This is a genomic window from Natronorubrum halophilum (assembly GCF_003670115.1).
GTDB classification, from domain to species: domain Archaea; phylum Halobacteriota; class Halobacteria; order Halobacteriales; family Natrialbaceae; genus Natronorubrum; species Natronorubrum halophilum.
Genome location: NZ_QQTY01000001.1, coordinates 461,287 through 486,713, shown reverse-complemented (window position 1 = coordinate 486,713; position 25,427 = coordinate 461,287). Strand labels below are relative to the sequence as shown.

The window sequence follows — 25,427 nt, the reverse complement described above, 5'->3', positions numbered from 1 at the left end:
GCCTGGACCTCGCTCGCGGCTGCTATTCTTGCTGTGCGTCGACGACCGCCACACCCGCCAGGTTCACGATATCCTTGACCTCGTCGCCTCGCTGGAGGACGTGAACCGGCTCGTCCATGCCGACCAGCATCGGGCCGATGGCGTCCGCGCCGCCGAGGCGCTGGAGCAGTTTGTAGCCGATGTTGCCCGACTCGAGGTTCGGGAAGACGAGCACGTTCGCGGGTTCGTCGAGGTCGGAGAAGCCGTAGGTGCCCTCGAGGATGTCCTCGACGACGGCCGTGTCGGCTTGCATCTCCCCGTCGACCGGGAAGTCGATCTCGGGGTCGTCCTGCAACATCGCCGCGGCTTTTCGCGGTTTCCGCGTCCCCTCGTTGTCGACGCTGCCGAAGTTCGAGTACGACAGCAGCGCCGCGCGGGGTTCGACGTTGAACCGGCGGGCGAGTTTGCCGGTCTGTTTCGTGACTTCCGCGAGGACCTCCTCGTTGGGATCCTGATTGACCGTCGCGTCGGCCACGAAGAGCACGCGGTTTTTGAACGTCAGCATGTAGACGCCCGCGGCGTAGTCGACGTCGTCGTCGGTACCGATGACCTGCAGCGGCGGGCGGAGCGCCGATGGGTAGTGATGGGAGAGGCCGGTCAGGAGCGCGTCGGCGTCGCCCCGTTCGACCATCACGCTGCCGAAGTAGTTCGAGTCGCGCTCGATCAGTTCGCCAGCCTCGCTGCGGGTAATTCCCTTGCGCGATCGGAGTTCGTGGAGGCGCTCGGCGTAGTCTTCGTAGTCACCCACCGACGGATCCGCGACCCGCGGATCGAAGTCCAGGCCGAGGTTCGCGGCCGTCTGGCGGATCTCGCTCTCGTCGCCGATGAGGATCGGCAGGGCGATCCCCTGCTCCTGGATCTGGTAGGCCGCCCGGATCATCTTCTCGTTTTCGCCCTCCGCCAGCGCGACCGTCTTGGGGTCGCTCTTGGCCTTGTTCAGGACGACGCGCATCATTTCGCGGGACTTCCCGAGGCGGGCCTCGAGTTCCTCTTCGTACTCGTCCAGCTCGATCTCGGCGCGGGCGGCACCGGACTCCATCGCGGCCTCGGCGATCGAGGGCGCGACCCGGAAGAGCACGCGAGGGTCGACCGGCTTCGGAATGATGTAGTTCGGGCCGTACTGAATCGGCTCGTCGCCGTAGGCCTTGACGACCGCGTCGGGGACGTCCTGACGGGCCAGTTCGGCCAGCGCTTCGGCGCAGGCGACTTTCATCTCTTCGTTGATTTCGGTCGCACGCACGTCGAGCGCGCCGCGGAAGATGAAGGGAAAGCCCAGGACGTTGTTAACCTGGTTCGGATAGTCCGAGCGGCCGGTCGCCATGATGACGGTGTCGTCTCGAGCCGACTTCGCCTCCTCGTAGCCGATCTCGGGATCCGGGTTGGCCATCGCGAAGATGATCGGGTCGTCGGCCATGGACCGAACCATGTCCGGGGAGACGATACCCCCGATCGAGAGGCCGACGAAGACGTCCGCGCCGTTCATCGCGTCCGCGAGGTTGCCTTCGGGCATCTCTCGAGCGAACTGTCGTTTGTACTCGTTGACGCCGCCGCCTTCGGCGCGCGCTGCGGTGATGATCCCCGAGGAATCACACATCGTGATGTTTTCCTTTTTGACGCCCAGAGAGACGTAAAACCGAGCCGAGGCGATCGCGCTCGCGCCGGCACCCGAGAAGACGACCTCGAGATCCTCGAGGTTCTTCCCGGCGATGTCCGCCGCGTTGAGGAGGGCGGCCCCGGAGATGATGGCGGTACCGTGTTGGTCGTCGTGGAAGACCGGGATGTCGATTTCCTCGCGCAGACGCTCCTCGATGGTGAAACAGCCGGGCGCTTTGATGTCCTCGAGATTGACGCCGCCGAAGGTCGGCTCCATCATTTTGACGGCCTCGACGATCTTGTCGGGGTCGGCCTCGTCGAGTTCGATGTCGAAAACGTCGATGTCGGCGAAGCGTTTGAACAGCACCCCTTTCCCCTCCATGACGGGTTTCGACGCCTGCGCGCCGATGTCGCCGAGACCGAGCACGGCGGAGCCGTTCGAGACGACGCCGACGAGGTTCCCCTTCGCCGTGTAGGTGTAGGCATCCGTCTCGTCCTCGTCGATTTCTAGACACGGCGCGGCGACGCCGGGAGAGTAGGCGAGCGAGAGATCGCGCTGCGTATTCGTCGGTTTCGTGGTCGAAATCTCGATCTTTCCGGGTGGATCGATTCGGTGGTACTCTAGCGAGTCCTCATCTAGTCCCATACCGGGGACACTGCAGGGGGCTACTAAAAACAATGCGAAGGGGAGTTTCGACAACTGTCGATCATTTCGACGGCCCTCGAGTAAGCGACCGCCCGGACGGGTGAGTTCCCCGATTCGACCGTTTTATACGCACCGCGCCAGTCAAGTGGGGTATGGACGTCGCGCTTGGTGGGACGTTCGACCCCGTCCACGATGGCCATCGTCGGCTGTTCGAACGGGCGTTCGAACTCGGAGATGTGACCGTCGGACTGACGAGTGACGACCTCGCACCGAAGACCCGACACGTCGAGCGACGCGTCAGATCGTTCGCCGAGCGAAAGGACGCCCTCGAGACGGAACTCGAGTCGATCGCGGCCGAGTACGACCGCGAGTTCGAAATTCGCCCACTCGAGGAGCCCACCGGGATCGCGACCGAACCGCAGTTCGACTACCTGGTCGTCTCGCCCGAGACCAAAGACGGCGGCGACCGGATCAACGAGATCCGTCGAGAACGGGGGCACGATCCGCTCGAGGTCGTCGTCGTTCCGCACCTGCGCGCCGACGACGGCAACATCATCTCGAGTACGCGGATCGTCCACGGAGAGATCGACGAACACGGAACCGTTCTCGAGGCCGAAGACGTGGCCGGCGGCGATTCGGACGACGCTATCTGAGCGCCGGAGCCACGAGACGCGGAGCTACCGGCCGAAGCGTCGAATCGACTAGATCTGCTCGCTGTTGTCTTCGATTTCGTCCGCGTATCGTATACTTACGCCGACGCAGTACGGGACTATTTCGATAAACCGGCTGAAACAGTCGCCCTACCACCGCGGCGGCTCGAGTCCGGCCCGCTCGAGCAGGTCCTTCCAGCGCGACTGGATCGAGAGTCGAGAGACGTCCGCGGCGTCGGCGACGGTACCCTGCGTCCGGCCGTCGCCGGCGACGAGCGATCCGGCGTAGACGCTCGCGGCGAGCACGGCCCGCTTCGATCGGTCGTCTTCGGGGACGTCGGCGAGAAAGAGATCTACCGCACAGGAGCGCGCGTCGGTCGATAACTCGAGGCGCTCGGCGACCTCCTCGAGTTCCTCGAGCCACTGTTGGTATTCGATACGATCCCGGGCGCTGTGCATACCACGGGTATCGGTCGGTCGGAAATAAAGCTACGGAATTCACGTCAGAAATGTGTTGTTTTGAGAGAGATTCGACGTGAGACGGTCGAGATTTCCCATCCAATGCGGTGCTACGCGAGGCAACGTTCAGCTACGAACGACTAGATCAACTGGCCGTTCACTGTCATTTTCACTAGGATACAACTACTAAACCCCCATCCCGCCGACGGTGAAAATAGACGCTCGTCGTCCGATTTCGGGCCACGACTGTCCCGTCTCATGAAAGAGCCAACTTGCAAGCTCGTCTGCACCGGCTGCGGCCTCGAGATGCCGTATCGAGATCGATCGCTAGCCGAACAAGCGGCGGAGCTACACCAACTTCGCGACGCGGAGCACGTGACCTTTATCGTCCCACCGGACTGGTCGCCCGAGGAGCCGGTGAAACAGTGTTGACTCGGACCGACAGGTACTTACTCGATTCGTGAAAACTCGAGGGTGGGCGCGGGTAGCCAAGCTAGGCCAACGGCGCAGCGCTTAGGACGCTGTCCCGTAGGGGTCCGCCGGTTCGAATCCGGTCCCGCGCACTCTCCGCGAACAACGTCGTGAGCGGAGACTGCGCTCAGCGGATTCGTGGCCCAGAGGGCGAGCGAAGCGACCCTCGCGGTTCGAATCCGGTCCAGCACAATCGTCGCCCTGATCGCGCTTACACGAGCGTCGTCACTCCGCCCGATCTCAAGCGTGTCGAAGAAACGACGGACGAAAGGGTTGATAGGTTCGCGGCGGCGTTCTTCGAGTAGCGAATGCCGATCGATCAGCTAGACGTGCTTCTCGATACCCCGTCGATTCGAGAAGCGCTCACCGTGATCTACGAACGGTCAGACGACAGTACGGAGGAACTCGAGTGGAGCGACGTCAGAGACGCCCTGTCGAGCCAGCAGTGGGGTCGGCTCATCGAAGAGGGCGTCCTGGTCAGCGGGGGAACGGGCTTCGTGCTCTCGAACCCCGAGCGGATCGAGAACGCACTCGAGCAGTACGACGAACTCGAGGACGAGGCGGAATCCGGGATCGAACCGGCACGCTGGTCGACCGTGGACAAGGCGGCGGGTGCGTTCGCGCTCGCTCTGTTCGCCGGCTACTGGAGTTCGGGCGTCCAGAACGCCATCGCATCGGTCGAAAACGCCGTCCTCGGTCCGGTCACCGACGCCGTCCCCTTCTACGCCGTTATTCTACTGCTCGCGGCCGTCACGGGTCTCTACTCGACGATCTTACAAAAGCGACTGACCGACCGCGAGAAACTCGAGGAGTACCAGCAGCGGATGGCGGACTTGCGAGAACGCAAGCAGGCGGCCAAAGAACGCGACGACGAGGACGCCCTCGAGCGGATCCAGGACGAGCAACTGGAGGCCGCCGGTGATCAACTCGGCATGATGAAGGTGCAGTTCCGGCCGATGGTCTGGATCATGCTGCTGACGATTCCTGTGTTCCTCTGGCTCCGCTGGAAGGTCAACGGCGGCCACCTCGGCGCCGACGAGACGGGCCTGATCGTCCCGATCGCGGGGGCCGTCTCCTGGCAGCAACCCCTCGCGGGGCCGATGTCGACGTGGATCGTCTGGTACTTCCTCGGCTCGATGGCCTCGCGACAGCTCATCCAGAAGGCGCTCAACGTTTAGACGAGGACGTCCTCCTCGTCCTCGAGCGGGGAAACCGGATAGTTCAGCGCGTGCGTCCCGCGAAATCGGGGTCGATGCGGACGCCGTGTGACAGACACACGTCAGACGGTCCACAACGCTTATTCGCGCGCGAACGACTTATATGATCAATGGCCGGGCTAGACGATGTGTTCGGGGATCTTTATGCAAACGTCGATGCAGTCGTCCTCTTTTCACCGAGTGGCTCGTACTACGAGCGCTTCGCGGACGTTGAGGACCTCGACGTGATCGTCATCGGGACGGAAAATGCCGTGGGCGCGGAGATATTCGTCGAACTCCCGCTGGCGTTCGACGACATCAGAGAGCGCATTCGGTTCGGACTCGAGGGGGCCCTGGAGCAGGGGTTGATCGACGACGGCGACGAACTCGTCTGTGCGACGAGAGCGTTCAGCGACAGTACCAGTATCGACACGCTCTCGCGCGTTCGCGCGGACGCAGAATCTCACACGGGAATCTACGATCTCTTCGTCAAATCTCGAGCGGAACCGGAGGTCGTCAAGGCGGTGTTGGAGCTGGCGATCGAACTCGGAAAGAAGGGACAGAAGGGGAAGCCGGTCGGCGCGCTGTTCGTCGTCGGCGACGCGGGAAAGGTGATGAACAAGTCCCGACCGCTTTCGTACAACCCGTTCGAGAAATCCCACGTCCACGTCGGGGATCCGATCGTGAACGTGATGCTCAAGGAGTTCTCGCGGCTCGACGGTGCCTTTATCATCTCGGATGCGGGGAAGATCGTCTCGGCGTATCGCTACCTCGAGCCGTCCGCCGAGGGAGTAGACATCCCGAAGGGGCTGGGTGCGCGTCACATGGCCGGGGGTGCGATCACGCGGGATACCAACTCGATTACGATCGTGCTTTCCGAAAGCGACGGGCTCGTCCGAGCGTTCAAGGCCGGCGAGCTCATTTTGGAGGTCGACCCGGAGGCGTACTGATATGGACTGGCAGACGCTCATCGACGAACCGACCGTGATAGCCGCGGCGGTGCTGGCGCTCGGAATCGTCGTCGGCTACCTGGTCGGGCGGCTCAACGAAGAACTGTTGTCCGCCTCGGGCGTCCCCGATGCCGTCGAGGGGACGCCGTTCGAGCGCACTGCCCAGTCGATCGGAACCTCGACGGTCGGCATCGTCGCACGACTGAGTTCGTGGTTCATCTACGGGATCGCCGTGCTGACGGCGATTCATATCGCGCAGTTGCTCGACACGGACGCGTTCTGGCTGCGGGTGACCGGCTTCATCCCGCAGGTCTTTATCGCGGTGCTCGTCCTCATCCTCGGCTTCATCGTCGCGGACAAGGCGGAACTGGTCGTCGGCGAGTACCTCCGCGGCGTCAAGTTACCCGAAGTTTCGATCATCCCGAAACTGGTCAAATACTCCGTGCTGTACGTGACCTTTATCATCGCACTGGGCCAGATCGGGGTTCACGTGCTTGCCTTGCTGATTTTGCTCACGGTGTACGCCGTCGGAATCGTCATCGTCGGCACCGTCGCGTTCAAGGACTTTCTCGTCTCGAGCGCGGCGGGGATCTACCTGTTGCTCAACCAACCGTACGGGATCGGCGACGAGGTTCGAATCGGCGACCAGACTGGGATCGTTCAGGAGGTCGATCTGTTCGTGACGAAGATCGAAGACGACTCCGAGGAGTACATCGTCCCGAATCGGAAGGTGTTCGAGAACGGAATCGTCCGGATTCGAGGGTAACGACGGTCCGCCGGAATCGCTCCCAAACGACGTATCGCGCGTGAGTAACCAAGGCGTGAGCAGAGCGAACTCGATCGAAACGGTGTGGCGTTTCCGTGCCCGCGCGTAGCGTGGGACCGGGGTCCCACGTGTGGTTTTAGGCGTCCTCGAGCGAGAGTCCGGCGTGCCAGCGATCCGCACCCGCTTCGCGTTTCACGGTGTCCATTTTCGCGAGCAGGTGGGTCGCGAGCGTCGCGGTTTCGGCGGCGCGCGATTCGCCCTCCGTTCGGAACTCGCCGGTCTCGCGGTTGGCGTAGACCGAACAGACCGCGCCGGCGCGAAGCCCGTAGAGGTTCGCGAGCGTGATGATCGCGCTGGCCTCCATCTCGATGTTCTTCACGTTCGCGGCTTTGAGATCCTCGACGAGTTCGTCGGACCCGGCGGCCTCGAACCCCTCGAATCCGGGGCGTCCCTGGCCCGCGTAGAAGGAGTCCGCGCTCATCGTGATGCCCGTGTGGTAGTCGTACCCGAGTCGCTCCGCGGCGGCCACGAGCGCGCTGACGACCTCGCCGTCGGCCGTCGCGGGGTAATCCTCCCGGACGTACTCGTCGCTGGTCCCCTCCTGGCGGACCCCGCCAGTCGTGATGACGAGGTCTCCAACGCCCATCTCGGGCTGGATCGCGCCGCAGGAACCGACGCGGATGAACGTGTCACAGCCGACGCGGGCGAGTTCCTCGACGGCGATGGCGGCCGACGGGCTCCCGATGCCCGTCGAGGTGACCGAAATGGGCGTTCCCTCGGTCGTCCCCGTCGCGGTCCGGTACTCGCGGTGGTACGCGACGATCTCGTGATCGTCCCAGTGGGGGACGATCTTCTCGAGACGTTCCGGATTTCCAGGAAGGAGCACGGTCTCCGCGACGTCGTCGGGGCCGACCTCGAGGTGGTACTGTACGTCCGCGTTCGGATCTTCGCTATTGCCGGTCATTCAGGCCGGGTGATTTGCGCTGGCACCGTATATAACTGCAGGGCGCTCCTGTCTCCACGTATGGACCGCGAAACCGACGGAACGCTCACGGACACTTACGTCGCCGCCATTCAACACGACCGCGCGGACGTGCCCGACGACGCGACGCTCGTCGGCGTCGTCCGAAAGCCCACGCCGTGGTTTCACGCCGCCGTCGACGAGAATCGCGCCGCGCTTGCTCCGTCCGCGGAGCTGCTCGAGACGTTTCAGGCGACCGTCGACGACCTGAAAATGCGCGGCATCTGTGCGGAGGGAGCCCACAACGCCGCCTGGGACGAGGTGGGGTTCGAGGCGGCGTATCGGGACCACCTCGAGGAATCGGCTGACGCGCGGGCGGCGCTCGCGGACGTCGTCGACAGGCTCGAGGACGGCGAATCGCTGGCGCTCGTCTGCTATGAAAACACCGACAAAAAGCGGTGTCACCGGACAGTGCTTCGGGACGTGCTCGAGACGGAAGGGGCAGAAGTTCGGGACTGACGATCGGTCGAAAGGGCGTCTCGTACCGTCTCGAGAACGCGAATTCAGCAGATGTCAACAGCAACGAGATCGACCAACAGCGAAAACGGAGTCAACAGCTCACGTCCGCTGGCAGCGGTGATTTCCACACCCTCCCCAACCGATTTCTGCTCACGGGTGCGAAGCACCCGTTCGCATGGTTCGCGGAACCGTAGGTTCCGCGCTAACGCTCACTCCCGTCAGTCGTTCGCTCACCCCTCGCGATTCGACGGCCCGGTTCGCCGCGAGCGCTCCCTCCGGTCGCGCCTCGAACGGCTCACCGCGCCACAGCGCGCCGGGAGGATGTCGCGCCCGGCGGGCGACGCTACTCGAGCATCTCCTCCGTAATCGTGTTCGGCAGGAGTTCGCCGAGCGTGTACTCCGTCGGTTCCTCGTCGTCGCCTTCGTCGCAGATCACGACGAGGTCGTCGTCGCAGAACTCGGCGAGGGTCTGGCGGCACATTCCGCAGGGGGTGACGCCGTCCCGGCGGTCGGAACTGACGGCGAGTCTCGAGAAGTCGCGGTGGCCGTTCTTGACCGCCTCGGCGACCGCGACCTCCTCCGCGTGGAGGCTGTTACTGTAGTTCGCGTTCTCTATGTTGCAGCCGACGAAGACCGTGCCGTCTGCGGTCTCGAGGGCGGCACCGACGGGGTACTCGGAATAGGGGACGTGCGCCGCGGACTGGACCTCACGGGCTGCCTCGAGCAGATCGTTCATACCGGTGGTTGCTCGAGAGCGGGCAAGAAGGCACCGACACCCGCCAGAATCGCGTTCGGGGTGAGCGACGGCGGTTAGTCCTCGCCGGATTCGTAGTTCTCGCCGGCGGCTTCCGGCAGCCGCGTGCGGCCGATGAGGACGAGGACGACGATCACCGTCATGTGGGGAACGGTGCGAATGAGTTCCGTCGGGACGGCGTACCCGGCCGTCTGGAGTCGAATCTGGAGCGCGTCGAGCCCCGCAAAGAGGAACGCGCCGCCCAGGGCACCGATCGGGTGATAGTTCGCGAGGAGGTAGGTCGCGATCGCGATGAAGCCGCGTCCCTGCATGGCGGTGTCGCCACCGCCGGCGAACGTCTCGAGGTAGCCGAGGGCGAACCCGGCCCCGCCGAGGCCGGCGAACACGCCCGAGAGGATGACCGCCGCGTAGCGGACCTTTCGGACGTCGACGCCGGCCGTATCGAGCGCTTTGGGGTTCTCCCCGCTGGCGACGACCCACCGCCCGAAGCTCGTTCGGTTGAAGACGTACCAGCCGACGGCGATCGCGCCGAGCATGATGTAGACCTGTGGCGGGGTATCGAACAGCAGGTGGCCGATCAGCGGGAGATCGGAAAGCAGTGGGATCGTCACGTCCTCGAACCGACCGACTCCGGCGGTGTTCGGACTGTTGAAGACGATCCGCGAGATGAAGGGCGCGAGCCCGAGCGCGATGAGCCAGAGCGCCAGTCCCGCGATGATCTGATCGGCCTTGAACTCGATACAGACGATGGCGAACAGGAACGCGAACAGCGTACTCACGAGCACGCCCGCGAGCAGCCCCCACCAGTGATGAGAGATGGCGAGCGTCGACTCGCCGGCACCGAGCCAGTAGGTGACGATGATCGAGCTGAACGCGGAGACGATAAGCAGCCCTTCGATACCGATGTTGATGACACCGCTCTTCTCGGCGAAGATGCCGCCGATCGCCGCGAGGGCGATCGGGACCGCGAGGCGAAGCGTCGCCGCCTGCCACCCCGGAGAGGTCCCCCAGAGGAAGCACAAGACGACTATCACGGCGCCGAGTATCACCGGGATCGGTCGCCGGGCATACAGCGAACGCACTCCGGAGAACGGATTACGCATCGGCCTCACCTCCGTCGTCGCCGGCCGTTTCGCCGCCGTCCGCGCGGACGGGGTCCCGGTTTCCGACGTCGACGTACCGGCCGCCGATCATCCGGAAGAACTCCGGCATCGCGACGAACAGGATAATGAGTCCGCTCAGGATGCCCACCAGCTCCGGCGGGACGTCCGTCGCGGTACTGATATTCTGCGAGCCGCTCTCGAGGGTGCCGAACAGGAGCGCCGACACGCCGATTCCCAGCGGGTTGTTGCTCGCGAGAATCGAGACGGCGATGCCGTCGAATCCCAGCGCCGGGACGTTTTTGAGCCAGTTACCGTGAACCATGAGCACCCAGAAGGCACCGGCGATCCCGCCGATCGCACCCGAGAGGGTCATACTCGCGACGGTCATGCGTTTTTCGTCGACGCCGCCGTACGCGGCCGCCTCCGGCTGGGTACCGCTGGTTCGCAGCTCGTAGCCGAACGAGGTTCGGGTGAGCAACCAGGTGATCCCGATCATGAGCGCGACTGCGAAGGCGAGTGCGAGCAGCGAGAAGCTCACCGAGTCGTCGAAGCCGACGTACGGGATAGTCGGAATTTCGGCGTACTCGGGAACGGGCGCAGTCTTCGGATTGCTACTGTTGGGATCCTGGAACTTCCAGGACAGGAGCGTCGAGGTGATCCCGACGGCGATGAAGTTGAGCATGATGGTCGTGATTACCTCGTTCGCGCCGCCGTAGGCCTTGAGCGCGCCGGGTATCGCTCCGAAGAATCCGCCAGCGACCGCGCCAGCGAGAACGCCCAGCGGGATCAGGATGAGCATCCCGACGAGGCCGCCGGGGACGACCGCCGCCGCGTAGAGCACGGTGACCGCCGTCGTGAGACTCCCGACGACCAACTGTCCCTGCGTGCCGATGTTGAACAGGCCGGCCCGGTAGGCCACCGCGAAGGATAGCCCGGTGAAGATCAACAGCGTCGTCTGCTGGAGCGTCTTCGCCATCCAGAAGTTCAGGGGATGCCAGCCGGCCTCGAGCGGATGGCCGAGCGCCCCGAGGAACAACTCGTAGTAGACCTGCATCGGGTTGTAACAGAAGGTCCACCCCGCAACGTCCAGTCCGACGCGACAGGAGGCGAACCCGCCGGCGACGAACACGAGGACGACGCCGATCAGCATCGATGCGACGAGCGCCGCGATACTGATGGCGATCCGTTCGAGCACCGATGCGCGGAGCAGTCGCCGGAGCAGTCGTTCGAACCGCCGTCTCATCGCTCACCACCGAGTTCGGAGTCCGCTGTCGGCTCCGGCGCGTCGGTAACCGCGTCCGGACTCGAGTCCGAGCGATCCGCCGGCCGCTCGCCCGCCATGAGCAGTCCGAGTTCCTCTTCGGTGAGGTCGTCGGGATCGGTAACGTCGATGAACGATCCCTCGTAGATGACCGCGAGTCGATCCGAGAGGCTGCGGACTTCGTCGAGGTTCGAAGAGACGAGCAGGGTCGCGACACCCTCCTTCCGGAGTTCCAGCAGTCGCTCGTGGATGAACTCCGTCGAGCCGATGTCGACCCCGCGAGTGGGGTGTGTCGCCACGACCAGCCGCGGATCGCGCTCGAATTCGCGGCCGACGATGAACTTCTGCTGGTTGCCGCCCGATAGCGACTCGGCGTCCGCGTCGGCGTCCGGCGGCCGGACGTCGTAGGTGTCGATGATCTCTTCCGAGTGGCCGCGGACGCCGTCCCAGTCGATGCGGCCGGACCGGGCGAACGGCGGCGATCGCTGGCTGCCCAGAACCCCGTTTTCGACGAGGTCGAACGGCATCACGAGACCGCGCTCCTGGCGGTCCTCCGGGATGTACGCCATCCCGGCGTCGATCCGCTCGCGTCGCGTCCACTCCGTGATATCCTCGTCCACGAAGGCGATCTCGCCCCGATCCGGGGTCCGAATACCGGTGATCGCTTCGATCAGTTCGGCCTGTCCGTTCCCGTCGACGCCGGCGATTCCGAGGATTTCACCGGCCCGAACCTCGAGATCGATCCCCGAAACGACCTCGACGCCGCGGGCGTCCTCGACCGCGAGATCGCTCGCCGAAAGGATCGCGGTCCCCGTTTCGGCCGGATCGGTCTCGGTCTCGAGCAACACTTCCCGACCGACCATGTGCTCGGCCAGTTCCTCTCTGGTCGTGCGGTCGGGATCGACCGTGCTGACGGATTCGCCGTCGCGAAGGATGGTGATTCCGTCCGCGGCGTGGGTCGCCTCGCCGAGTTTGTGCGTGATGAAAATGATCGTTTTCCCCTGGTTCGTGAGTTCCTCGAGTACGTCGTAAAGCCCCTCGACCTCCTGCGGTGTGAGGACGGCGGTCGGCTCGTCGAGGATGAGGATGTCGGCACCGCGGTACAGCGCCTTGAGAATCTCGACGCGTTGCTGAACGCCGACGCTGATCTCCTCGACGGTCGCCTGCGGGTCGACGTCGAACCCGTATCGGTCACAGAGGTCGCGAATCTCGCGGTTGATACGCTCGCGGTCGACCGCCAGACCGCCCCACTTCGTGGGTTCGTTTCCCAGCGCGATGTTCTCGGCGACGGTCATCGTATCGACCAGCATGAAGTGCTGGTGGATCATTCCGACACCCGCGTCGATGGCGTCGCGGGGGGAGTCGAACGCCCGCTCGTCGCCGTTGACGACGACGCGGCCCTCGTTGGGCTCGTACAACCCGTAGAGGACGTTCATCAGCGTCGTCTTTCCCGCCCCGTTCTCCCCGAGCAGCGCGTGAACGGTCCCTCGCTCGACCCGGAGATCGACGTCGTCGTTCGCGACGACTCCTGGGAACCGCTTGGTAATTCCGTCCAGGTGAACGGCGAGATCGACGGCGTCTCCCGTGTCACCTGAACCGGCCGCTCCCGTTTCTGCAGCCGCCCCCGTTCGTGTTCCCGGTCCACTCATGCGATTACGGTTCGTTAGGGACGTCTATCTCGCCGTCAATAATTGCCTGTCTGGACTTCTCGACCTGGTCTTTGATCTCGCCGGGAATCTCGTCGCCGAGCGTATCGCCGTAGACGGTTTCGATACCGCCGTCCTCGAGTCCGAGCCGTTCCGTTTCGCCACCCTCGAACTCGTCGTTGACGACGGATTCGACCGCCGTGTACATCGCCTCGTCGACCCGCTTGACCATGCTCGCGAGGATGTTATCCGCGTAATCCGGCTCGGTGATCGATTGGTCGGCGTCGACACCGATCGCGAACCGACCTTCGGACTCGGCCGCCTGCAGGACGCCGAACCCGGTTCGTCCCGCCGCGTGGAAGACGATGTCGGCGTCGTCATCCTGGTACATCGTCAGGGCCGCTTCCTGACCGCCGGTGGTGTCGTTGAAATCGCCGACGTACGTCGTGACGACCTCGGCGTTATCGTTCGCGTGCTCGACGCCGGCGGTGAAGCCGGCCTCGAACGATTCGATCAACGGCGATTCGGCACCGCCGACGAAGCCGACGACGTCCGCGTCCGGGTTCGTCTCGCCGTTACCCGCCGAGAACTCCTCGGCGGTCAACAAACCAGCCAGATGGCCGACCTGGAACGAGCCGCCCGGCTCGTCGAAGAGGTAGTTTCGAACGTTGTCCCGCCCGTCCAACTCCTCGTCGATGAGGATGAAGTCCTGGTCAGAATACTGTTCGGCGTTCTCCTCGAGCGCGTCGAGTTGGGCGAATCCGATACAGCTAACGAGATCGTAGTCACCGGACTCGGCGAAACTCCGCTGTGCGTCGGGGAACTCGCCTTCCGTTTCCGGCTCGGCATCGTCGAACGAGATGTCGAAGTCGTCCTGTGCGTCAAGTAACCCCTGCTCGGCCATGTCGTTGAAGGAGTTGTCGCCGAGGCCACCAGTCGCGTACACCATTCCGATCTGGACGGTTGATTCCTCGCTCTCCGCGCCGAATCCACCGACACAGCCGGCGGCCATCGTTAGTCCCGCGGCGGTTGCACCAGTCAAGAATCGTCGTCTATTACGCACCATGGGGATACATAGCGTAGACTGCTGGTTTATACTCGTCGGAATCCACGAATGTAGAGATACACGAGCAAATCGCCGCGATTAGTTGTTAATTCTACTCGAGTTTCGCCGTAAAACACAGCAGTCGTCGCCTCGGCGAGTGACGGCTTGACAGCGAATCGACACTCGCTCCGATCGTACCTCGTTTGAGATCTCCCGCAGGCGAACTCGAGCGTCGCCGGTTACCTCAACTCGAGTCGGCGATGGTCGACTCGACGACGGTGCGTGCCGCTTCGACGAGTTCGTCGACGGCATCGCTTTCGGCGTAGATCCGCACGTACGGCTCGGTTCCGCTCGGCCGGACGAGGACCCACGAGGCGTCATCGAACTCGAGGCGAACGCCGTAGTCGGTGTCGACTGTAGCCTCGGGGAACGCGTCGGGGAGAGCGGTCTCGAGGGCGGCCATCGCGTCGACTTTGACGTCGTCGGGACAGTCGACGCTGATCTTTCGGTAGGGTCGCTCGGTGATGGGGTCACGAAGGGCGGCCGTATTGCCAGCGTTGGCGACCAGCGCGGCGACGACGGCGGCGCTCGCGACGCCGTCGATCCAGCCGCCGAAGGCGGTGTGGATGTGTTTCCACGGCTCCGCGGCGAAGACGACGGCCGTATCGTCGTCCGCGCCTTCCGCCCCCCGCGCCGCTTCGCGGCGCACTCGAGCGATTCCCTCGTGGAGCGCGCCGAGGCGAACTCGTTCGACGCGCCCGCCGGCGCTGCGGACCTGTTCGTCGATACGGGCCGAGGCGTTGGGCGTGGTGACGACGACGGGATCATCGACATCGCTCGTCTCGGTGTAATGGGCTGCAACGACCGCCAGGACCGTATCCTCGTGGATCACCTCGCCGTCGGGGCCGAGCACGACGAGTCGATCGGCGTCTCCGTCGTGGGCCAGTCCGATATCGAACGACCCCTCCTCGAGAAAGGCGACGAACTCCGAGAGCGTCTCGGGCGTCGGTTTGCTCTCCCGGGCGTCGAAGTGGCCGTCGACGTTCGCGTTGATCGCAATGACCTCGGCACCGAGGCGCTCGAGCACCCGCGGCGTCGCGTGTGATCCCATCCCGTTTCCGCAGTCGACGGCGACGGAGAGGCCGGCGAGCGGCGTGGGCGTTCCGTCCGCCGAACGACTGTCGCCGAACTGCTCGCGAACGTAGGCGACGACGGCGTCGCGGTACTGGTCGAGGACTTCGAGCGTTGACGGCCGGCCCCACTGATCCCACCGGGCGAGATTGGTCGTGTCGGGATCGTCGTCTCCCTCGATTCGATCCTCGATCGCTCGCTCGGCGTTGCGGTCGTACTCGACGCCGTTCGCGAAGAGTTTGATTCCGTTGTCCTCGGGCGGGTTGTGGCTCGCGGTGAGCATCACTCCTTTTCGCCCGCGCGAGGCGAACGCGAGCGCGGGCGTCGGTACTTCGCCGACGCGGCGCACGTCGGCCCCGGCACTCTCGAGGCCGGCTTCGACGGCCGCGGCGAGCGCGGGGCCGGTTTCTCGCCCGTCGCGACCGACGACGAACGTCTCCCCGGGTTCACCGGTGGCCTGCCCGACCGAGAGCGCCAACGATGGGGTGACCTCTTCGACCGGACCGCGGATCCCTGCAGTCCCAAATAGCGTCATGTGGTGGCGTTCCGTGAGGAACTACTTATACTGTCGGAGAACACGATGCCGTCGATACGCTTTCCGATCGCTGCGAGTCGCAACCGGTCGATCCGGGCGGGGGAACCGGATCGGTACCTGAAGACACCGAACCGACCGGAGGCCGTTGTGCGGATCTGTCAGTCGGCGACTACTCCTCGGGCATGTCGTCGATCAGGACGACTGCCTCGCCGTTGATCACCGTCGCGTCGTCGTCTTCGTTCCGGATGACCGTCTCGAGGCGGTACTGGTCGTTGCCGAGATCTTCGACGATCTCGACGCGAGCGGAGACGCAGTCACCGATGCCGACGGGGCCGCTGAACTCGAGATCTTGAGAGAGGTAGATCGTGAGTCCGGGGAGTCGGGCCAGTGCGGCGCTGATGAGGCCCGAGACGAGGGTGCCGTGGACGATCCGCTCGCCGAATCGGGTTTTGCTCGCGAACTCCTCGTCGAGGTGGAGCCGGTTCGTATCGCCGCTCACGTGGGCGAACGCGCGGACGTCGTCCTCGCTCAGCGCCTTTTCGAACGTGACGGTGTCGCCGACGCTGATGTGTGCGGCGTCGTCGACGGTTCGGTCGAACTGCCAGTCGAGGTTGGAGTGGTCGATGGAGGGGATCGACGCGGCGACGGTTTCGCCATCGGGCCCGCTCGCCGCGTTCGGGGCTAGCATTGCGGACATGGCTGCACGGTTTGCAGCGGTTGCGCTCTGGAAGAGCGTCTGCGTCATCGTCGCCCACGCGTCGGTCATCGCAGCGATGTTGTTTTTCGCAGCGTTCTGGTGGGACATCTATACGGGTAGTAGGTGTGTGGACGTTATGACTTCTTTGGCTTCGTCAAGAGATAGTTACTCCGCGGAAACGCTAGTAATCGATTACTAAACGTGCGCTCGAGGCTGATTTTCGCTCCGGCGGACGCGTTAAATCGGCGGACGACAGCCGCTCGTCGAGTGGAGCGAGAAAACCTTCACTGGTTATTGAACGCTTTTCAGACCATCTCGTGGTATCAGGTGGTATCTAGTGGAAATCTTTATACGGGTCGAGCGCATTGGTACTGTTGATGACGGACGACTCCGACCGAACGCCCTGGTTTCCCCCTGCGATGTTCACCGAACAGATGCAGGAAGCGGGCGAGCAGGTTGCCGAATCCCAGCAGGAGATGTTGAAGAAGATGATGCAGGCGAGCGGCTCGAACCCGTTCGACACTGACTCGAGCTTCGGCCCGATGAACATGGGTACGGCAACCTTCAAGGCCCGCGTCCAGAGCGGGGGTCGGATCAGCATTCCCGGTCCGGAACGGGAAGCCCTCGACATCGAAGAGGGAGATATCGTCCAGACGATCGTCGTTCCCGTCAAGCGCAACCGAGAGGATCAACCATGACTCAGAACCCATTCACCGCCGTCTTCGACGCACAGCGAACCGCACTCGAACAGTCCCAGAACCTCACCCACGACGCCCTCGAGGCCCAGAAGACCTCGATCAGTGCCTTCGGAGACGCCGTCGAAACGTCGGGCTCGCTCTTCGAGTCCAACGCGGAACTCACCAAGGGCGCGGTCCACGCGTACTTCGACGCCCTCGAGGCCTCGATGCCGGAACAGGCCGCCGAGTTCGACGAACTCCGCGAACTCGTCGACGACGGCTTCGACTCCGCGACCGAGGCACAGCGCCAGTCGCTCGAGGCCGTCCTCGAAGCGATCGACGAGTCCGAAGCCGCCTACGACGAGTTCGCCGCCAGCTACTCCGAGGTCGTCGACAACTCGTTCGACGCCTACCTCGACGCCCACGAGCAAGTCGAGGAGAACGTGTCGGCCGTCGCCGAAAACGTCGAAGAGGCTGCCGAAGAGATCGACGTCTCAGCGTAGACCGTCGGTGTCGGCCGTAGCCTTTTCACAGTCGATCCCGAATTTTATCACAATGACAGATTCACAGCCCCAGATGCAGGACTGGAACGCGTTCGCCGAACAGTGGAACGAACAGTTTCTCGACGCGCTCGAGGAGAACATGGAGGCGCAGGCGAAGTTCGTCGAAAGTTGGTCGGAGACCGTCGGCGAGGCGAGCGACGATACCGAGGTTTCCGACGGTCTCGAAGGCTACGCCCGCGCCTACGAGACGTGGATGAACGCCTCCCAGCAGATGGTCGACCGGATGAACGATCAACTCGAGGGAGAGGACGTCGACCTCGAGGAGTTCCGCGACATCTGGCTCAACACCTCGAACGAGGCGTTCAAAGACGTGATGTCGACGACCGCGTTCGCCAAGATGACCGGCGAGAGCGTCGGCGACGTGCTCGAACTCCAGCAACAGGCCGACGAGGCGTCCCAGGAGACGCTGCGAACGCTCGGCTTCGCAACCGGAGACGACGTCGTCGAGGTCGGTGACCGCCTCGTCGAACTCGAGCGCCGCCAGCACGCCGTCGAGCAGAAACTCGACCGCGTCCTCGAACACCTCGAAGACGAACAATGAAGAACCCGTACGCAACCGTCCTCGACATGCAACGGCAGGCGTGGGAGGCGACGGCGGATCTGGCCGAGAAAACGCGGGTCGCCCCCGAGCGGACCGAGACCGTCGAGAACGTCGAGGTCGGACAGACGCCGAGCGAGGTCGTCTACGAGGAGAACAAGCTCAAATTGCTCCACTACGAGCCGATGACGGAGGAGCAACACGACATCCCGATCCTCATCGTCTACGCGCTGATCAACAAGCCCTACATCCTCGATCTCCAGCCCAACCGTTCGGTAGTCCAGACGCTGCTCGAAGCCGGCTTCGACGTCTACCTGATCGACTGGGGCGAACCCTCGAGGCTGGACCGCTCGCTGTCGCTCGACGACTACGTCAACCGCTACATCGACAACTGCGTCGACGAGGTTCGCGAGCGCTCCGGGCAGGATTCCATCAACATCCTCGGCTACTGCATGGGCGGCACGAAGTCGGCCATGTACGCCTCGCTCTACCCCGAGAAGGTCGAGAACCTCGCGCTGATGGCCTCCGGGCTCTGTTTCACCGGGGAGGGCGGGGTGCTCGAACTCTGGGGCGCAGAGGAGTACTACGACCCCGAAACGGTCACCGACACGTTCGGCAACGTCCCCGCGGAGTTCCTCGACGTCGGCTTCGCGCTGATGGACCCCGTCGCGAACAACGTGACGAAGTACGTCCGGTTCTTCGACAACGTGGAAGACGAGGAGTTCGTCGAGAACTTCGCCCGGATGGAGCGCTGGCTCGACGAGGGGATCGACGTCGCCGGCGTCGCCTACGAGGAGTTCATCGGCGACATCTACCAGGACAACAAGCTTGTCGAGAACGAACTCTATCTCGGCGGCAAGCACGTCAACATCGAAAACATCGACATGCCGGTCCTCCAGATCGTCGCGGAGTACGACCACCTCATCCCGCCAGAGGCCTCGACGCCGTTCAACGACGCGATCCCCTCCGAGGATACCGAGACGCTCGAGTTCGCGACGGGCCACATCGGGATGTCGGTTTCCTCGCGCAGCCACGACGAACTCTGGCCGCAGGTCTGTGAGTGGTTCGAGGAGCGTTCGAACGACACCGATGTCGACTCCGAACCGGAGACGCCGGACCCCAAGGACGAAGACGCCGCGCTCGCCGAGGACGTCGCCGGGGACGAATCCGGTCCCGCGGATCTCGCCGACGGTGAAGCGGGCGTCGAGTCGGAGAGCGGCTTCGAGACCGACGAGTTAGACGACGAGACGAGCGATTTCCACGGCGAAGATCGATCGGACGAGGAAGTCGCCGCGCGCGGCGAAGCGGACGTTCAGGACGAGCCCGCGGAACCGGGCGAGATGAACGTCGACGAGGACGTCGTCGAAGAGGTCGCCAGCGAATCGGCGTCGACGGCGATCGAGTCAGAAACAGACGATCTGACCGACCTGAACGGTGTCGGCCAGGCCTACGCGAACGATCTGGCCGACGCCGGAATCGAAACGTTCGATCAACTCGCGTCCGCTGACGTTGCAGAACTCGCCGCCGAGACGGGGATCTCACCCAGCCGAATCGAAGACTGGATCGAACAGGCACAGACCCGATAGCGCTCTCCTCCGTTCCGTTTTGCGTTCCGGTGGTCGACTCGGACACGCAGCGGTGAGGTCGCCGGACGGCATCGGCGCATCCACGAAGGCGACGGCCGACGGACGAGTCGACCGACTAGGCGAGCGTTCTCCGCCTCCTGTTTCGAATCTAACAGGCCGTTATTTACCGCCAGCGGTGTAACGTTCACCTAATATGTCCATGGATGGGCGCACCTGTATTATCACGGGATCGGCACGCGGGATCGGGCGAGGTATCGCGGAGTACCTCGGGGAAGAGGGCGCAAACGTCGTGATTAACTACCGATCGTCGGAAGGATCGGCACATGAAGCCGTCGAAGCGATCGAAGCGGCGGGCGGCCAGGCCGTTACGGCGAAAGCCGATATTGCGAACCGCGAGGACGTCGAACACATGCGAGAGGTCTGTCACGATGCGTTCGGTCCGGCGGACGTGCTGGTGAACAACGCCGGGATCACCGCCGACGAGCAGTTCACCGAGATGACCCGCGAGGAGTGGGATCGGGTTATGGACGTCAACCTCGGCGGGATGTTCAACTGCACGCAGGAGTTCTTCGACGACATCTGGAACGCCGACGAGGGTCGCCTCATCAACATCTCGAGCGTCGTCGGTAAACAGGGGAACTTCGGACAGGCCAACTACGCCGCCGCCAAAAGCGGCATGTTCGGCTTCACCCGGACGATCGCGCTCGAACTCGCCAAGGGCGGGTCGACGGCCAACTGCGTCGCACCCGGTTTCACGGCGACCGACATGCTCGAGAGCGTTCCGGAGGCGGTCTTAGAGCGCATCATCTCCGGGATCCCGCTCGAGCGACTGGCGGAAGTGGAAGACGTCGCCGCCGTCGTCCGGTTCCTGGCCAGCAAGGAGTCGTCGTACGTGACGGGCGAAGTGATCGACGTCAACGGCGGAATGGACCTGTAGACAGGGCGCGTCGTTCCCGTTCCCGCGCCGAGCGTTCAGTTCGCAAGGATCGTGCTCCGGGCCCTCCGACCCCCTCGCTCTCCCGCTCACAGTCGCTTCCAGCGCTCGAGACGGGTTCGTACGCCCCCGCAGCTAAAATATATTTTAGCTAACAATTAATCCGCTGAACCCCGTCCTCTTCGATGATGTACTCCAGAGACAGTGCCGGCACGGACGGCCTCGAGTCGGCCGAAATTTCGTCGGTCAGTACTGCGGCGACTGTCGACCGACACGAGGAAGGGATCGCTCCGGCGGACGCACCGACCGCTATTACGACCGGAACGACCACGATCGGTGCTGTCGGCGACGGCGGTGCCGTCCTCGCCGCGGACACGCGTGCGAGTCTCGGCGGTCAGTTCGTGACGGACCGATCCGCCCGAAAGATCGAACCGGTCGCCGATCGAACGGCCGTCACCTTCGCGGGCAGCGTCAGCGACGCGCAGTCGCTCGTGCGACAGTTGCGAGCCGAACTCCGTCGGTACGAGCTTCGGCAGGGCGAGCCCGCGTCGGTGGAAACGGCGGCGACGGTCACCGGAGATCTCGTGCGTCGCGGTCCCTACCACATTCTCGAGCTCGTGCTCGCGGGCGTCGACGATGAGCCGGCCGTCTACCGGATCGGCGGCGGTGGCAGCGTCATGGAGACGGCGTACGCGGCCAACGGCAGCGGTATGCAACTCGCCTACGGCGCACTCGAGGACGCGTACGATCCTGGGACGTCCGTCCCGGAGCTGCGGTCGATCGTGACGAGCGCCGTCCGAAGCGCGACCGAACGGGATACCGCGAGCGGCGACGGAGTGACGGTCGCGACGATCACCGACGACGGGGTTGATCTCGAGCAGTTCGAGACGATCGACCGCGCCGTCGCGAGGACAGGTGACGGATCCGAGGGGGTCGGAACCCGAACGGACGAGGAGGCGGTCTAAGATGGATTCGACGACCGGTCAACAGGCCTACGACCGCGGGAACACCATCTTCTCACCGGACGGCCGGCTCTACCAGGTCGAGTACGCCCGCGAGGCCGTCAAACGCGGCTCGCCGAGCGTGGGCGTCGCGACCGACGACGGCGTCGTCCTCGCGGCGCGAAAGCGGGTTCGCTCGTCGCTGCTCGAGGCGGAAACGATCGAGAAGATCCACGAAGTCGACGACCACCTCGCCATCGCCTCCGCGGGTCACGCGGCCGACGCGCGACAGCTCGTCGACGTCGCCCGGCGCGTCGCACAGCACCATCGGGTGCGATACGGCGAACCCATCGGCGTGGAACCGCTCGCGACCCACCTCGCGGATCACGTTCAGGAGCACACCCAGACCGGCGGCTCGAGACCGTTCGGTGCCGCGTTGCTCGTCGCCGGCATCGATCCCGACCGGCCGGGCGGGAGCGACGTCGAGCCGCGACTGTTCGAAGTCGATCCCAGCGGCACGCCCTACGGCTGGCGCGCCGTCTCGATCGGCAACGGCACCGACGAGATCAGCGGGTTCTTCGAGGATCGACTGGACGGCGGTGGTCCGCTCGATCGACGTCGGGGAACGACGGCGGCGCTCGAGGCGCTCGAAGCGACGGCTGAAGGCGATGGTGACGCGGCCCTCGAGCCGGAGAGCCTCGACGTCTGGACGATCGACTCGGAAACCGGGACCGTCGACGAGTTCTCGACCGGCGAGATCGAAGCGGTGCTCGCGGCACTCGAGTGATCGACGTCTCGACCCGTTTATAGTAACAACTGAAACGATGTACACACCCATCGCACAGCCGCGGTTCGGAGCGAACGGAGTGAGCGAGAACCGCGCTGCCCTCGTGCGATGGGGTGTGCATTGATTTTCAGTGGCTACTATGGTCTCCGTACGAATGGAACGCTCGAGCCGATACCGTACGGACGACGACAACGTGTGTTCTGCAACCGCTGGCGGCGATAATTTCCACGTCCTCCCCAACCGATTCGTTCGCTCTCTTCGATCGCTCACTCATCCCTCGCGCAAATTCATGCTACGTCTCGCTGTTCGCTCGCCGCAGCACAGCGCGCGCCACCGCAACGTGGTATGGCCGGTCCGGAATAGGATGTGAATCGCCGCCACTGACTATGGACTACTCGTCTTCCGCGTCCGACGACCGCTGGACGTCGACTACTTCGAGTCGTTCGTTGACGTACAGCGCGAGCACGTCGTCCTCGAGTTCGACGACGACCCGAACCGCGAGCGGGTCCTCCGAGAGCACCGTTTCGGCCCACTCGTGGCCGACGTTCCAGATCGGGCGGTCGCCGACGTCCCGGTCGTGGTCGCGGTAGAACGAGACGACGGCCGCGTGCTCGAGCAGCGCCAGCGTGACGGGACAGCGCGCTTCGGTGCCGCAGGTGGAACACTCGAGGACGGCCTGGACGTGGCCCATGTGGTCGGCCGGTAATTCGTCGGCCACGGCGCTCGAGGGGGTATCGACTCGAGCGGTGACGGCACCGGCACACGCGGGACAGACGCCGTCGCGCATGAGCGCGAGCCGATGGCGGTGGTGGCGGTCGAAGGCCTCGGGAAAGCTTCGTCCGTGGGCCTCGAGTCCCGACGGCGGAAAGCCGAGCGCTAACAGCCGGCGCTCACAGCCGGCACAGGCTACGGTCACGATATTGTCCGTCGATTCGGCCTCGAGCGCCTCGCGTCCGCAAAACGGACAGGCCTCCTCGAGCGCGATCGGCGGGTGGTCGACCCGGTGGGTGTAGGTGCCGGTGGCGATCGCGCGAGCGATCTGCAGTCCGGCGTAGGTGAGTTCGTAGCCCGCCGTAGTCACGTCGGAATCGCCGTTTTCGTCCCCTTCCGCGTGTTTTCGGAGGTACGGCCCGACGAGCTGCTCGAGGTGGTAGGCGAAGCCCGCGGAGGTGTCGACCTCCGAAGCCTCGAAGAGCTCCGAAAAGGTGACTCGTGACGGTCCGTCGCCGTCGACGCGCTCGAGCATCGTCTCGAGGATGCCCATCCGGATCTCGTTGCCGAGCGCCTGAAAGGCGTCGCTGGGCGCGGATAGCTGCTCGGTCCAGTCGGTTTCGGGGACCGAATCGGCGTCGTCCACGTCCTCGGCGGACATGTCGTTGATCTAGGCGCTCGAGGAAAAAGTACGTTCCGCGCCCGGCAATCGGCGTCAGGTGCTGATTCCCCGTCGCTTCGGCGCGTAGACGCGCGTCGCCAGCGGAACGAAAATGGCGATCAGCGGAATCGTATAGATCACGAGACTTATTGGGTCCGGCGGGGCGACGATCGCTCCCACGGCGTAGGCGGCAATTGCGCCGATCCCGAACGCGCCGATCCAACGTTCGGTCCGTCCGGCTGAGTCGCCTCGAGCGGGAAGCCGGCGTCTGTACAGCAGGTACGCGGGGACGGCGATCGGCGCAAGCACGAACGCGAACGAGCACCAACCGAGGCCGCTCGCGCCGCGGGCACTCGCGTCGGCACCGATCGCGTAACAGAGACAAGCGCCGGCCAGTGGTACGAGGAGTAGCGTGAGCGCTGCGGGTATCAGCCAGATGTCGATTGCGGCGTTCATTCCCGACCGTCCAGTTACGATTCCATCATGTAGATGTTTCCGGTTCGTCTCAGACAACCGCGGTCCTGCTTCTCGAGTGAAGATGTTGAGCGCACCCGACTCCATCTCAACTGTCATCGCGGACGCTCGTCCCTACCCGAGTGATCGTCTCCCGAGCCTCCGAGACGAGGGTCTCGAGGACCGCATCCGCCGGCCGAACGTTATCCGTCAACCCGGCACTCTGGCCCGCGTACAGCGCCATATCCCCGATACCACCGTCGACATCCGGCGTCGCCAGGGCCTCGTCGTAGCGTTCGATCGGCCGGCCGTCACCGTCGCCGTCGTTACCGCTGGCCCGTGCAACGACGTCATCCTCGCCCGGCCGTTCGCCGGCGGTCGGCCGCCCCGCCGCCTCCCATCGCTCGAGCGTCTCGTTCTCCAACACGCGGTGGGACATTCCGGGCCAGCCCTTGTCGAACACCGTCGTGTAGCTGGTGTCGGTTTCGTCGCTCTCTCGAACGCGGCGCTGGTACTCGTCGTGGACGTTCGCCTCCGTCGTCGCGACGAAGCGGGTGCCGAGCCACGCGCCGTCGGCCCCCAGCACGAGCGCCGCCGCGACTCCCCGACCGTCGGCGATGCCGCCCGCAGCGACGATCGGTACCTCGTCACCGACCGCGTCCGCGACGCTGGGAACGAGCGCCGTCGTCGCCACCTCGCTCTGGACGTGGCCACCCGCCTCGAGGTCCTGCGTGACGACGACGTCGACCCCAGCAGCTACAGCCTCGGCGCTGCCGACCGTCTGGAGCGAGAGCGCGCCCGCCTCGTGGACCCGATCGACGTAGGGAGCCGCGTCGCCGAACGAAAAGGAGACGATCGGTGCGCCCGCCTCGAGGGCCGTCTCGAGGTGCACCTCTGTCCCGACGGTCGTCGTCGCCTCGTCGAGTACCAGGTTGACCGCGAACGGCTCCTCGGTTCGTTCGCGAGTCTCACGAATCACGTCTCCTCAAGGTCGCGCCACGTCACCGCGAGGTGGCCGAGGCCGCCGACGTTCGAGACGGCCGCGGCGAGTTCTGGGGTCGTCGCGCTGCCGATCGGCGCTTGCACGATCGGGTGGTCGATCTCGAGGGTGTCACAGAGAGGCGTCCGGAGTGTCATCGTGCGCGTTCCGGTTC

General features: G+C 64.4%; 25 protein-coding genes, 1 tRNA gene and 1 pseudogene. 14 read left to right on the top strand and 13 right to left on the bottom strand.

Annotated features, from left to right (window positions below; translation table 11 throughout):
- Positions 1 to 22: 22 nt before the first annotated feature.
- Positions 23 to 2,278 (bottom strand): NADP-dependent malic enzyme, encoded by a 2,256-nt coding sequence (locus DWB23_RS02315; protein WP_121741192.1) that lies wholly within the window; start codon positions 2,276 to 2,278, stop codon positions 23 to 25.
- Positions 2,279 to 2,430: 152 nt separating this feature from the next.
- On the opposite strand from DWB23_RS02315, the gene DWB23_RS02310 reads away from it, so the two are divergent.
- Positions 2,431 to 2,931, top strand: a complete 501-nt coding sequence (locus DWB23_RS02310) for a phosphopantetheine adenylyltransferase (protein WP_121741191.1) — start codon at positions 2,431 to 2,433, stop codon at positions 2,929 to 2,931.
- 147 nt (positions 2,932 to 3,078) lie between these two features.
- Here the strand turns inward: DWB23_RS02310 and DWB23_RS02305 are convergent, their stop codons facing one another.
- Entirely contained in the window at positions 3,079 to 3,387 is a 309-nt protein-coding gene (locus DWB23_RS02305; protein ID WP_121741190.1) for a transcription initiation factor IIB family protein, read from the bottom strand.
- Positions 3,388 to 3,645: 258 nt separating this feature from the next.
- On the opposite strand from DWB23_RS02305, the gene DWB23_RS22800 reads away from it, so the two are divergent.
- From DWB23_RS22800 to DWB23_RS02285, 5 genes are all read left to right on the top strand, one after another.
- Complete coding sequence (locus DWB23_RS22800) at positions 3,646 to 3,819, top strand: hypothetical protein (protein WP_162989726.1); 174 nt, start codon at positions 3,646 to 3,648, stop codon at positions 3,817 to 3,819.
- A 46-nt stretch (positions 3,820 to 3,865) separates the two neighbouring features.
- A tRNA-Leu gene (locus DWB23_RS02300) sits at positions 3,866 to 3,950 on the top strand.
- A 216-nt stretch (positions 3,951 to 4,166) separates the two neighbouring features.
- Positions 4,167 to 5,036: a DUF106 domain-containing protein gene (locus tag DWB23_RS02295; protein ID WP_121741189.1), complete on the top strand. Its 870-nt coding sequence runs from the start codon at positions 4,167 to 4,169 to the stop codon at positions 5,034 to 5,036.
- A gap of 149 nt (positions 5,037 to 5,185) precedes the next feature.
- Complete coding sequence (gene dacZ / locus DWB23_RS02290) at positions 5,186 to 6,004, top strand: diadenylate cyclase DacZ (protein ID WP_121741188.1); 819 nt, start codon at positions 5,186 to 5,188, stop codon at positions 6,002 to 6,004.
- Between the two features lies 1 nt (position 6,005).
- A complete protein-coding gene (locus tag DWB23_RS02285) occupies positions 6,006 to 6,770 on the top strand; it encodes a mechanosensitive ion channel domain-containing protein (protein ID WP_121741187.1) in 765 nt (254 codons plus the stop codon).
- Between the two features lie 136 nt (positions 6,771 to 6,906).
- Here the strand turns inward: DWB23_RS02285 and DWB23_RS02280 are convergent, their stop codons facing one another.
- Positions 6,907 to 7,734: a nucleoside phosphorylase gene (locus tag DWB23_RS02280; protein ID WP_121741186.1), complete on the bottom strand. Its 828-nt coding sequence runs from the start codon at positions 7,732 to 7,734 to the stop codon at positions 6,907 to 6,909.
- Between the two features lie 60 nt (positions 7,735 to 7,794).
- Here DWB23_RS02280 and DWB23_RS02275 point away from each other — a divergent pair, with 60 nt between their 5' ends.
- Positions 7,795 to 8,250: a DUF488 domain-containing protein gene (locus tag DWB23_RS02275; protein ID WP_121741185.1), complete on the top strand. Its 456-nt coding sequence runs from the start codon at positions 7,795 to 7,797 to the stop codon at positions 8,248 to 8,250.
- A gap of 343 nt (positions 8,251 to 8,593) precedes the next feature.
- On the opposite strand, the gene cdd is transcribed toward DWB23_RS02275, so the two are convergent.
- From cdd to DWB23_RS02240, 7 genes are all read right to left on the bottom strand, one after another.
- Positions 8,594 to 8,986 carry a cytidine deaminase gene (gene cdd, locus DWB23_RS02270; RefSeq protein ID WP_121741184.1) on the bottom strand — a complete coding sequence of 131 codons (393 nt, stop codon included), beginning with the start codon at positions 8,984 to 8,986 and terminating at the stop codon, positions 8,594 to 8,596.
- Positions 8,987 to 9,060: 74 nt separating this feature from the next.
- Complete coding sequence (locus DWB23_RS02265) at positions 9,061 to 10,107, bottom strand: ABC transporter permease (protein WP_121741183.1); 1,047 nt, start codon at positions 10,105 to 10,107, stop codon at positions 9,061 to 9,063.
- Positions 10,100 to 11,350 carry an ABC transporter permease gene (locus tag DWB23_RS02260; protein WP_121741182.1) on the bottom strand — a complete coding sequence of 417 codons (1,251 nt, stop codon included), beginning with the start codon at positions 11,348 to 11,350 and terminating at the stop codon, positions 10,100 to 10,102. The genes DWB23_RS02265 and DWB23_RS02260 overlap by 8 nt, the downstream gene beginning before the upstream one ends.
- On the bottom strand, positions 11,347 to 13,017 hold the full coding sequence (locus DWB23_RS02255; protein WP_121741181.1) for an ABC transporter ATP-binding protein: 1,671 nt from the start codon (positions 13,015 to 13,017) through the stop codon (positions 11,347 to 11,349). Before DWB23_RS02255 ends, DWB23_RS02260 begins: the two co-directional genes overlap by 4 nt.
- A gap of 4 nt (positions 13,018 to 13,021) precedes the next feature.
- A complete protein-coding gene (locus DWB23_RS02250) occupies positions 13,022 to 14,080 on the bottom strand; it encodes a BMP family lipoprotein (protein ID WP_121741180.1) in 1,059 nt (352 codons plus the stop codon).
- Positions 14,081 to 14,303: 223 nt separating this feature from the next.
- Positions 14,304 to 15,725, bottom strand: a complete 1,422-nt coding sequence (locus DWB23_RS02245; RefSeq protein ID WP_121741179.1) for a phosphohexomutase domain-containing protein — start codon at positions 15,723 to 15,725, stop codon at positions 14,304 to 14,306.
- 169 nt (positions 15,726 to 15,894) lie between these two features.
- Complete coding sequence (locus tag DWB23_RS02240) at positions 15,895 to 16,530, bottom strand: MaoC family dehydratase (RefSeq protein WP_121741178.1); 636 nt, start codon at positions 16,528 to 16,530, stop codon at positions 15,895 to 15,897.
- Between the two features lie 269 nt (positions 16,531 to 16,799).
- Here DWB23_RS02240 and DWB23_RS02235 point away from each other — a divergent pair, with 269 nt between their 5' ends.
- The 7 genes from DWB23_RS02235 to DWB23_RS02205 all read left to right on the top strand — a co-directional run bounded on the left by DWB23_RS02235 (position 16,800) and on the right by DWB23_RS02205 (position 22,448).
- Positions 16,800 to 17,120, top strand: coding sequence for an AbrB/MazE/SpoVT family DNA-binding domain-containing protein (locus tag DWB23_RS02235; RefSeq protein WP_121741177.1), 321 nt, complete (start codon positions 16,800 to 16,802; stop codon positions 17,118 to 17,120).
- Entirely contained in the window at positions 17,117 to 17,602 is a 486-nt protein-coding gene (locus DWB23_RS02230) for a hypothetical protein (protein ID WP_121741176.1), read from the top strand. Before DWB23_RS02235 ends, DWB23_RS02230 begins: the two co-directional genes overlap by 4 nt.
- Positions 17,603 to 17,654: 52 nt before the next feature.
- Complete coding sequence (locus tag DWB23_RS02225) at positions 17,655 to 18,203, top strand: poly(R)-hydroxyalkanoic acid synthase subunit (protein ID WP_121741175.1); 549 nt, start codon at positions 17,655 to 17,657, stop codon at positions 18,201 to 18,203.
- Positions 18,200 to 19,786: a class III poly(R)-hydroxyalkanoic acid synthase subunit PhaC gene (gene phaC / locus DWB23_RS02220; protein WP_121741174.1), complete on the top strand. Its 1,587-nt coding sequence runs from the start codon at positions 18,200 to 18,202 to the stop codon at positions 19,784 to 19,786. The genes DWB23_RS02225 and phaC overlap by 4 nt, the downstream gene beginning before the upstream one ends.
- 193 nt (positions 19,787 to 19,979) lie before the next feature.
- On the top strand, positions 19,980 to 20,723 hold the full coding sequence (locus tag DWB23_RS02215) for a beta-ketoacyl-ACP reductase (RefSeq protein ID WP_121741173.1): 744 nt from the start codon (positions 19,980 to 19,982) through the stop codon (positions 20,721 to 20,723).
- Positions 20,724 to 20,908: 185 nt separating this feature from the next.
- A complete protein-coding gene (locus tag DWB23_RS02210; RefSeq protein ID WP_121741172.1) occupies positions 20,909 to 21,685 on the top strand; it encodes an Ntn hydrolase family protein in 777 nt (258 codons plus the stop codon).
- A gap of 1 nt (position 21,686) precedes the next feature.
- Positions 21,687 to 22,448 (top strand): archaeal proteasome endopeptidase complex subunit alpha, encoded by a 762-nt coding sequence (locus DWB23_RS02205; protein WP_121741171.1) that lies wholly within the window; start codon positions 21,687 to 21,689, stop codon positions 22,446 to 22,448.
- A gap of 391 nt (positions 22,449 to 22,839) precedes the next feature.
- Here the strand turns inward: DWB23_RS02205 and DWB23_RS02200 are convergent, their stop codons facing one another.
- The 3 genes and pseudogenes from DWB23_RS02200 to DWB23_RS02190 all read right to left on the bottom strand — a co-directional run bounded on the left by DWB23_RS02200 (position 22,840) and on the right by DWB23_RS02190 (position 25,410).
- Entirely contained in the window at positions 22,840 to 23,820 is a 981-nt protein-coding gene (locus DWB23_RS02200) for a DUF7351 domain-containing protein (protein WP_121741170.1), read from the bottom strand.
- Between the two features lie 54 nt (positions 23,821 to 23,874).
- A complete protein-coding gene (locus DWB23_RS02195) occupies positions 23,875 to 24,276 on the bottom strand; it encodes a hypothetical protein (RefSeq protein ID WP_121741169.1) in 402 nt (133 codons plus the stop codon).
- Between the two features lie 106 nt (positions 24,277 to 24,382).
- Positions 24,383 to 25,410, bottom strand: a pseudogene (locus DWB23_RS02190) (NAD(P)H-dependent flavin oxidoreductase).
- Between the last annotated feature and the right edge of the window lie 17 nt (positions 25,411 to 25,427).